We start from the raw sequence: 9,393 nt of genomic DNA on the forward strand, positions 1-9,393 counted from the left end.
GCAGCCGGGGCATCCGATCCGCCCCCGCTCGGCCCGCCTCGGCGGCGCGATCAGAGCCCTCGGGTAGAGTGGCCACCGCCCAGATCGGGCTCCCTGGCCGCCAGACCGATAGGCAGAATGTCTCCCTCTCCCTCCGATCCGACGAGCGCTCCCGACGCCGCATCCGCTCCCGACGCCGCCTCTGCCGCCGCCCCCACGACCGGGTCGCGTCCGCTGCGCATCCTCATCGGCTGCGACACCTTCTCGCCCGACATCAACGGGGCAGCCCGCTTCGCCGAGCGCCTCGCGGCCGGGCTCGTGCAGCGCGGCGACGACGTGCACATCGTCGCCCCCAACCAGGCCTACCGACGCACTCCCGCGCGCACCGAGGTGATCGAGGGCGAGCCGATGACCGTGCACCGTCTGCCGTCGGTGCGCTGGGCACCGCACGACTGGCTGCGCTTCGTGTGGCCGTGGCGCTCGAAGCACTACGCCCGCAAGGTGCTCGACGCGGTGCAGCCCGACGTCGTGCACATCCAGTCGCACATCGTGATCGGCCGCGGCCTCGCCCGCATCGCTCACCAGCGCGGCATCCCGGTGATCGCGACCAACCACGTGATGGCGGAGAACATCCTCGACCACACCACGATGCCGAAGTTCATCGACGACCTCGTGCTGCGCTTCGCCTGGGCCGACGCCAAGCGCACCTTCGGCCTCACCCGCGCCATCACGACGCCGACGCGACGCGCCGCCGACTTCCTCGAGCGCACCGTCGCGGTGCAGAACGTCATCCCGGTCAGCTGCGGCATCGACCGTACCCAGTACACCCCGATGATCGGTCCGCGCGAGAAGAACCGCATCGTCTTCGTCGGCAGGCTTACCGCCGAGAAGCAGGTCGAGGTGATCCTGCAGGCGATGACCAAGCTCGACCCGGCGCTCGACGTCACATTCGACATCGTCGGCGGCGGCGACCAGCGCAAACAGCTCGAGAACCTCACCGCACAGCTCGGCCTCGCCGACCGCGTCACGTTCCACGGCCGCACGACCGACGAGGAGCTGCGTGCGCTGCTGTCTCGCGCGTCGGTGTTCACGATCGCCTCGATCGCCGAGCTGCAGTCGATCGCGACCATGGAGGCCATGGCCTCGGCACTGCCCATCGTCGCCGCCGACGCGGTCGCCCTCCCGCACCTCGTCCACGACGGCGAGAACGGCTACCTGTTCGAGCCAGGCAACGCGGATGCTCTCGCGGCCCGCCTCACGGATGTGCTCACCGCTGACCAGGCCGAATACGAGCGGATGCAGCGGGCGTCTCTTGACGGCGTCGTCATCCACGACATCAACCGCACCCTCGACACCTTCGAGGCGCTGTACCGCGACGAGCCGCTGCCGCAGTAGCGGCCGATCATGCACGTCGTCTTCTTCGGAGATCAGCACCTCGACTCCCTCGGCGGCGCCCAGGTGTCGATGCGGTTGCAGCGCGAGTTCCTCGAGCGCGCAGGCCACACCGTCACGGTCGTCGCGCCGCGCATGCACGGGCCGCGTGCCGCCCGCACGCCGAATCCGGCGAACGTCGACCTCCCGTCGATCCCGATCACCGTCGACCGCGAGTACGCGATGTCGTGGCCGGGCCGCGCGACCGACCGCACCCTCGACCGCGCCCTCACGCGCCGCCCGCCGGTCGACCTCGTGCACGTGCAGGCCGACTTCTGGGGCGCCTTCATCGGACACCGTTACGCGGCTCGTCACGGCATCCCCGTCGTGCACACGATGCACAACCGGGTCGACGTGGGCATCGCCGCCGTGACCCCGCTGCATCGCCCCGTGCTCGCGGTGCTCAACGCGTGGCGGCGCGTCGCCCTGCGCGGAGTCGCCGCACCTGTCGCCGGGTCGGACGGCTGGGCGTTCCTGCGGGGACTCGCCAGCGGAGCGGATGCCGTGACCGCGCCGTCGACCCACTTCGCCCGCCGGCTGGAGGAGCACGGCGTCTTCTCGCCCGTCGACGTCGTGTGGAACGGCATCGACGACGACATCCGCGAGCAGACGCTCGCCGCCACCCCCGCGCAGCGAGAGGCCGGGCGGCCTCGGTTCGTGTGGCTCGGTCGCATGAGTCCCGAGAAGCGCCTGCTGCCGTTCCTCGAGGCGTTCGTCGCGTCCGGCGTCGACGCCGACCTGGAGATCATCGGCGGCGGGGCGCAGCGCGCGGCGGCCGAGAGGATCGTCGCAGGCCTTCCGCACGTCCGCTTCGCCGGTCGCCTCAGCTACCCGCAGACGCTCGCGCGGATCGCTGCGGCTGACGCGCTCGTGCAGACGTCGATCGGCTTCGAGACCCAGGGCATGACGCCCTTCGAGGCCGCGACCCTCGGCACGCCGTCGATCATCAGCGACCCCGACATCGCCGCAGAACTCGGAGGCGGGCTGTGGGCCGTCCCCGGCGCAGCCGGTACGGAGGCGCAGCGGCGCGCCGGACTCGTCGAGACGCTGCAGCGCGCGGCATCCGACATCGCCTCCGGGATCGCTCCCGTGCCGTCACGCGAGGTCGCCGAGGCCTTCCGCCAGTCCTCACGGACCGCCGCGATGATCGACGTGTACGAGCGGGTGCTCGCTCAGTAGGGCAGCCAGGAGAACACGCCGGAGAGGCCGGTGGCGAGGTATCCCACGAAGGATGCTCCCGCGAGGCCGACCGCGATCGCGGCCGGCAGATGCGGACCCGAGCGGCGCAGGGCGATGATCCCGACCGCCAGCGCTCCCGCGTTGCCGAGGAACACGATGAACCCGACCACGCTCGTGAACCCCATCATGACGCCGAAGTAGTCGCCGGTGTAGAGGAACGGGGTGAGCAGGGTCGACAGGAGTCGGATGCCGAGTGCCACCAGCGCGATGATGAACGCGATGCGTCCGAGTGCGCCGGCCGCGGCGCGGGGCGCCGAGGGGGCAGCGGGGTAGCCCTGCCCCTGATACTGCTGACCCTGATACTGCTGACCCTGATACTGCTGACCCTCGTACTGCTGGCTCTGGTGTGGCGAATACTGATGGTTCTGAGGCGGATAGCCGTGGGGCTGACCTGCCGGCTGCGCTCCGGGCTGCGGGGCCTGCGGATGCTGCTGATGCGGATCTGTCATGGGGGCTCCCGGGTCAGCTGTAAGTCAGGGTGAGGACGAGGTTCGCCATCCACGCCACGAGGATGCCGAGGACCTCCGACGTCGCGATGCCGATCGCGATCCCGGCGAGGATCTGCTGCCCGGGGCGGCGTACCGCGAGGATCCCGAGGATCAGCGCGACGACGGCCACGATCAGCACCAGTCCGTTGCCGACCGCGGAGAGCGCGCCGTACAGGGGCGCGCTGAAGTCGACCGTGCGGATCGCGATCGGGAGGCTCAGCGCGACGAGCAGCCCGATGGCAAGCGAGACGAGCGCGAGGATGAAGGCCACCCGCCCGAGCCCACGGCCTGCGGTTGCGCCGGGAGCGGTGAGCGACGAGGAGCCGGGGTGAGGGCCGGGCTGGCCGTACGGCTGACCCGGATGACCGTACTGCTGACCCGGCTGTCCGAGCGGCCGGCCCGGCTGACCGTACGGCTGGCCCGGCTGACCGTACTCGTGGGCGGGACCCGGCTGACCGTACTGGTGAGCGGGACCCGGCTGGCCCTGGGGTTGACCCGGCTGGCCCTGGGGTTGCCCCGGCTGGCCCTGGGGTTGCCCCGGCTGGGGGTGGCGCTGACCGTACTGCTGCGGGGGAGTCCCCTGCGGATGCGCGGGTGGCTGCTGCTGCGGCTCGCTCATGCTGATGAGCGTAGCCGCGCGGCGGGTCGAGCGGGAAGCCGCGCAGCGGATCGGGCGGGGAGTCGCGCCGGGTTGCCCGGGCGACCCGCGCCGACCGCTTAGCGATAGACGTGGCCGGAGTCTGCGGTATCCAGCGGGTCGCGACCCGGGACCTGCGTCCAATCGGTGGGCTGGCGGCGGTATCCGTCGCGGCGGAGTTCGATGGTCGTGGCGACGAGCGCCCAGATCACGAGGGCGAGGAGCGCGATGAGAAGGAACATGGCAGAAACGCTACGATCACCATTGATCCGCCACGAGTGGCAGAATAGACTCGTACCGTACGAATACTGCCAACACGAGGAGTCGCCATGAAGACCGTCGCCTGCGTGATCCACGACGGGTTCTCGCCGTTCGAGTTCGGGGTCGCCTGCGAGGCGTTCGGGCTCGACCGCACGGACTCGGGAGTGCCCAACTTCGACTTCCGCGTCGTCGCGCCGCAGCCGGGTGCCGTGGCATCGACCATGGGATTCTCGGTCAATGTCGAACACGACCTGTCGTTCGCGTACGAGGCCGACCTCGTCGTCTTCTGCCCGGTGCCCAAATCGTCGTGGGCATCCATCGACCCGCGGCTCATCGATCTCGCCCGCGACGCCGTGGCCCGCGACGCCTGGGTCCTGACCGTCTGCAGTGGCTCCTTCATCCTCGCGGCGGCCGGCGTGCTCGACGGTCGCCGGGCCACCACCCACTGGCGTTACTCAGACGTCATGGCAGACATGTATCCGCAGATCGACATCGACCCGGATGTGCTCTTCGTGCAGGACGGCCGCATCATCACGAGCGCCGGCACCGCCGCGGGTATCGATGCGTGCCTGCACCTTCTGCGTCTGGAGCTCGGCGCCGAGCTCACCAATCGCATCGCCCGCCGCATGGTCGTCCCTCCGCAGCGCGACGGCGGTCAGGCGCAGTTCATCGACCGCCCCATCCCCGTGGTGCCCAACGACTCGCTCGCGGCGGTCGCCGACTGGGCGGTCGAGCACCTCACCGAAGACCTCGGCGTCGACCAGCTCGCCGCTCGTGCATTGATGTCGCCGCGCACCTTCGCCCGTCGCTTCAAGGCCGAGTACGGCGCGACGCCCGCCGCGTGGCTCGCCCGTCAGCGGGTGCTGCATGCGCAGCGGATGCTGGAGCGCAGCGACCTGCCCCTCGACCGCATCGCCGAGGAGTGCGGGTTCGGCTCAGCGGCCGTGCTGCGGCAGAACTTCGCCCGCGTGCTCGGTACGACCCCGACCGCCTATCGCGCTCGGTTCTCGTGCGCCGATCCCGAGACGTCGGCGGCCTGACGGGCCCCGGCTACTCCCAGCGACCAGGACTCGGCAGCGCCCGGTAGTCGAGCTCGACCCCCTGAGGTGTCACGGCCGCCGTCGAGTACAGGAGCGACTGCGTCGGAAATCCGTAGGGCCGGTTGTCGCGGATGATCGCCCGATCGTCCTCCGGGTCGAGTCGCGCCGACACCCCGAGCAGGGCCGTCCAGTCCGCCGCCCAGTCGGCGCTGTCGGCCGCAGGACCCAGAGCGCGGAACTCGGGCAGCCACGTCGCGATGCGCGGTGTCTCCGGATCGTCGAGGTCGTCGTGGGCGACCATGTGGATGCCGGGATCGATCGCGGTCTCGCGCAGCTCGACGCCGTCCCAGCTCAGCACGCGCGCGCCGTCGGGGCCCACCTCGAGCAGGTTGAAGCCGTGCATCGGCAGCGGCGCCTCGGGAGAGCGGCCCATGACCGACTCCAGCGCGAGCGAGCCGCGCGACTGCGCGAGCTCGTCGGGAAGCGCGGCCACATCGGCGCGGTTGAGGAGCACGGCCAGCCGTCGCCCCGCGGGATTCACCGCCAGCCACGCACCGCCCGCGCGTCGATCGCGGATGCCGGAGACGCCGGGATACTGCTCGGGCCACCATTCGCCGGGGGCATCCCACGCCCGCTGCGGGTCTTCATCGCGCACCGCGAGGACCCGGGCGTTCGCGGCATCCGCCACATCGATCACCACCGTGCACACGCTGCCAGTCTAGGTCGGGGTTCGAGGATGCCGGCCGTCCGGCCGATCCCGTGCGGCAGAATCGAACCGTGAACATCGTCGTGGGAGTCACCGGAGGAATCGCCGCCTACAAGACAGTGCACCTCGTGCGACTGCTCACGAAGGCCGGCCACGACGTCACGGTCGTGCCGACGGAGGATGCGCTGCGCTTCGTCGGTCTGCCCACGTGGGAGGCCATCAGTCGGCATCCGGTCACGACGAGTGTGCACGAGGACGTCGCGCGAGTCCGCCACGTCGCGCTCGGCCAGGGCGCGGATCTCGTCGTGGTGGCCCCGGCGACCGCGAACTCGATCGCCAAGATCACCGCGGGCATCGCCGACGACCTCCTCGGCACCACGCTGCTCGCGACCGAGGCCCCGGTGCTGCTTGCACCCGCGATGCACACGGAGATGTGGCGCAACGCCGCGACGCAGGCGAACATCGCGACCCTGGTCGGCCGAGGCATCCACCTCGTCGGCCCGGCGGAGGGCGAACTCGCCGGCGGCGACAGCGGACCCGGACGCATGGCCGAGCCCGAGCAGATCCTCGCGGCGGCGCTCGACCTCCTCGCACCGCGCGACCTCGACGGCCTGAACGTCGTCGTCTCCGCGGGCGGTACGCGCGAGCCGATCGATCCGGTGCGGTTCCTCGGCAACCGCTCCAGCGGGCGGCAGGGGGCAGCGATCGCCGCGGAGGCCGCGGCCCGCGGCGCGACCGTGACGCTGATCGCCGCGAACGTCTCCGACGACGTGCTCGCCGCGGCGCGGCATCCGCACCTCGAGGTCGTGCACGTCGGCACGGCGGCTGAGATGGCGGAGGCGATGAAGGCGGCAGCGGTGAGCGCGGACGTGGTCGTCATGGCCGCCGCGGTGGCTGACTACCGACCGGCCGAGGCCTCCGATCAGAAGCTCACGAAGGAGCTCGGCGGGCTGGGCAGGATCGAGCTCGTCGAGACGGAGGACGTCGTCGCCGCGCTCGCCGAGGCGCGGGCGGCCGGGCGTGCTCCGACGGGACAGGTCATCGTCGCGTTCGCCGCGGAGACCTCGGAGGACCCCGATGAGCGGCTCGATCGGGCGCGACGGAAGCGGGAGCGCAAGGGCGTCGAACTGCTCGCCGTGAACCTCGCCGACGCCGGACACGGGTTCGAGGTCCCGCACAACGCCGTCGAGATCGTGGGCGAGGGCGGCGCCGTCGTCGCCTCTGCATCGGGGACGAAACGCCAGGTCGCGCGGGCGATCCTGGACGCCGCCGCCGCTGTGCGCTAAACTTGAGTCATCTCCACTCAACTTTAGGGGTGGAGCACGCGACGACAAGGAGTCTCCTCAGGAGGAAACAGATGCCAGGCCCACAGAGCACCCCGCAGAACGACGACCAGCAGTCCGCCCTCGAGCAGTTCGGGATCAACCTCACCGACCGTGCCCGCCAGGGCAAGCTCGACCCCGTGATCGGCCGCGACAGCGAGATCCGGCGCGTGAGCCAGGTGCTCACCCGTCGTACGAAGAACAACCCGGTGCTCATCGGCGAACCGGGCGTCGGCAAGACCGCCGTCGTCGAGGGTCTCGCACAGCGCATCGTCGCCGGCGACGTCGCCGAGTCGCTCAAGGACAAGGAACTGGTCTCGCTCGACATCTCGGCACTCGTGGCCGGTGCCATGTACCGCGGTCAGTTCGAGGAGCGCCTCAAGAGCGTGCTCAAGGAGATCACCGAGTCCGACGGCCGTGTCATCACCTTCATCGACGAGCTGCACGTGCTCATGGGCGCCGGCGGCGGCGAGGGATCGGTCGCGGCGTCGAACATGCTCAAGCCCATGCTCGCCCGCGGCGAGCTGCGCCTGATCGGCGCCACCACGCTCAACGAGTACCGCGAGTTCATCGAGAAGGATGCCGCGCTCGAGCGCCGCTTCCAGCAGGTGTACGTCGGGGAGCCCTCCGTCGAGGACACGATCGCGATCCTGCGCGGGCTCAAGGGGCGGTACGAGGCGCACCACGGGGTCACGATCTCCGACAGCGCGCTCGTGGCGGCGGCGGCGCTGTCGAACCGCTACCTCCCGGCGCGACAGCTGCCGGACAAGGCGATCGACCTCATCGACGAGTCCATGTCGCGGCTCAAGATGGAGATCGACTCCTCGCCCGTCGAGATCGACCAGCTCAAGCGGCAGGTCGACCGCATGAAGCTCGAGGAGCTCGCGCTCAAGCGTGAGAAGGACGCCGCGTCCAAGGAGCGCCTCGGCGCGCTCCGAGAGCAGCTCGTCGGCATGGAGTCCGAGCTCGCCGATCTCGAGGCCCGGTGGGCGCGCGAGCGCCAGGGTCTCAACCGTGTCGGTGAGCTCAAGAAGCAGCTCGACGACGCCGTCACCCAGCGCGACCTCGCGATGCGCGAGGCCGACTACACGCGCGCCTCGAAGCTCGAGTACGAGACCATCAAGCGCCTCGAGCGCGAGATCGCCGAGGCCGAGCAGGCCGAGCAGACCGTGTCGACCGAGGGGCGGATGGTCAACGAGCAGGTCACCGACGAGGACATCGCCGCCGTGATCGCGGCGTGGACCGGCATCCCCGTCGGCCGCCTGCTGCAGGGTGAGAGCGAGCGGCTGCTGCACCTCGAGGGGGAGCTCGGGCGTCGCCTCATCGGGCAGAAGGACGCCGTGAAGGCGGTGTCGGATGCCGTGCGCCGCTCGCGCGCGGGTATCAGCGACCCCGGTCGTCCGACCGGATCCTTCCTGTTCCTCGGCCCGACCGGTGTCGGCAAGACCGAGCTCGCGAAGGCGCTCGCCGACTTCCTCTTCGACGACGAGCGCGCCATGGTGCGCATCGACATGTCGGAGTACGGCGAGAAGCACTCGGTGTCGCGGCTCGTCGGCGCCCCTCCCGGGTACGTCGGCTACGAGCAGGGCGGTCAATTGACGGAGGCCGTGCGGCGTCGTCCATACAGCGTCGTGCTGCTCGACGAGGTCGAGAAGGCGCATCCCGAGGTCTTCGACGTGCTGCTTCAGGTGCTCGACGACGGCCGGCTGACCGACGGGCAGGGGCGCACGGTCGACTTCTCGAACGTCATCCTGATCCTCACGTCGAACCTCGGTTCGCCGATCCTCATCGACCCCACGCTGTCACCGGACGAGAAGCGCGACCAGGTCATGGCGCTCGTGCGGCAGGCGTTCCGGCCGGAGTTCCTGAACCGTCTCGACGACGTCGTGATGTTCCAGGCCCTGAGCGAAGACGACCTCGCGCAGATCGTCGAGCTCTCGGTCGATCAGCTGCACGACCGGCTGCACGACCGCCGGCTCTCGCTCGCGGTCACGCCGGATGCGCGGTCCTGGCTCGCCGAGCGCGGCTACGACCCGGTGTTCGGCGCGCGTCCGCTGCGGCGGCTCATCCAGACCGAGGTGCAGAACAAGCTCGCCACGGCGCTGCTCTCGGGCGGCGTGCACGACGGCGACACCGTGCGGGTCGACGTGTCGGCCGACGGGTCGGGGCTCGTGCTCACGGCCACGACCCCGGAGCCGACCCCCGAGGGAGACGACGATGACGACGTGATCGAGGCCGAACTGCTCGACGACTGAGCCTGCGCGTCGCGCGCGTAGTGAAGGAGATCTCA

The 9,393-nt window shown here is 70.6% G+C and carries 9 protein-coding genes; 5 read left to right on the top strand and 4 right to left on the bottom strand.

Annotated elements, in window-relative coordinates; all coding sequences use genetic code 11:
- Positions 1–117: 117 nt before the first annotated feature.
- Positions 118–1,374 (top strand): glycosyltransferase, encoded by a 1,257-nt coding sequence (locus tag AUC47_RS05680; protein WP_096714245.1) that lies wholly within the window; start codon positions 118–120, stop codon positions 1,372–1,374.
- 9 nt (positions 1,375–1,383) lie between these two features.
- Positions 1,384–2,589 carry a glycosyltransferase gene (locus tag AUC47_RS05685; RefSeq protein WP_096714246.1) on the top strand — a complete coding sequence of 402 codons (1,206 nt, stop codon included), beginning with the start codon at positions 1,384–1,386 and terminating at the stop codon, positions 2,587–2,589.
- Here the strand turns inward: AUC47_RS05685 and AUC47_RS05690 are convergent.
- From AUC47_RS05690 to AUC47_RS16690, 3 genes are all read right to left on the bottom strand, one after another.
- Entirely contained in the window at positions 2,583–3,098 is a 516-nt protein-coding gene (locus AUC47_RS05690) for a hypothetical protein (protein WP_096714247.1), read from the bottom strand. The two genes, AUC47_RS05685 and AUC47_RS05690, sit on opposite strands and share 7 nt — an antisense overlap.
- A gap of 13 nt (positions 3,099–3,111) precedes the next feature.
- Positions 3,112–3,756, bottom strand: coding sequence for a hypothetical protein (locus AUC47_RS16525; protein WP_143740706.1), 645 nt, complete (start codon positions 3,754–3,756; stop codon positions 3,112–3,114).
- A 98-nt stretch (positions 3,757–3,854) separates the two neighbouring features.
- Positions 3,855–4,016, bottom strand: a complete 162-nt coding sequence (locus AUC47_RS16690) for a hypothetical protein (protein ID WP_179297532.1) — start codon at positions 4,014–4,016, stop codon at positions 3,855–3,857.
- Between the two features lie 87 nt (positions 4,017–4,103).
- On the opposite strand from AUC47_RS16690, the gene AUC47_RS05705 reads away from it, so the two are divergent.
- Complete coding sequence (locus AUC47_RS05705) at positions 4,104–5,075, top strand: helix-turn-helix domain-containing protein (RefSeq protein ID WP_096714250.1); 972 nt, start codon at positions 4,104–4,106, stop codon at positions 5,073–5,075.
- Between the two features lie 10 nt (positions 5,076–5,085).
- On the opposite strand, the gene AUC47_RS05710 is transcribed toward AUC47_RS05705, so the two are convergent.
- Positions 5,086–5,784: an NRDE family protein gene (locus AUC47_RS05710; protein WP_179297533.1), complete on the bottom strand. Its 699-nt coding sequence runs from the start codon at positions 5,782–5,784 to the stop codon at positions 5,086–5,088.
- 68 nt (positions 5,785–5,852) lie between these two features.
- Here AUC47_RS05710 and coaBC point away from each other — a divergent pair, with 68 nt between their 5' ends.
- Positions 5,853–7,067, top strand: a complete 1,215-nt coding sequence (coaBC, locus tag AUC47_RS05715; RefSeq protein ID WP_096714258.1) for a bifunctional phosphopantothenoylcysteine decarboxylase/phosphopantothenate--cysteine ligase CoaBC — start codon at positions 5,853–5,855, stop codon at positions 7,065–7,067.
- Between the two features lie 71 nt (positions 7,068–7,138).
- Positions 7,139–9,358 (top strand): ATP-dependent Clp protease ATP-binding subunit, encoded by a 2,220-nt coding sequence (locus tag AUC47_RS05720; RefSeq protein WP_096714252.1) that lies wholly within the window; start codon positions 7,139–7,141, stop codon positions 9,356–9,358.
- Positions 9,359–9,393 lie beyond the last annotated feature (35 nt).

The organism is Microbacterium sp. SZ1 (genome assembly GCF_002362255.1).
Taxonomy (GTDB): Bacteria; Actinomycetota; Actinomycetes; order Actinomycetales; family Microbacteriaceae; genus Microbacterium.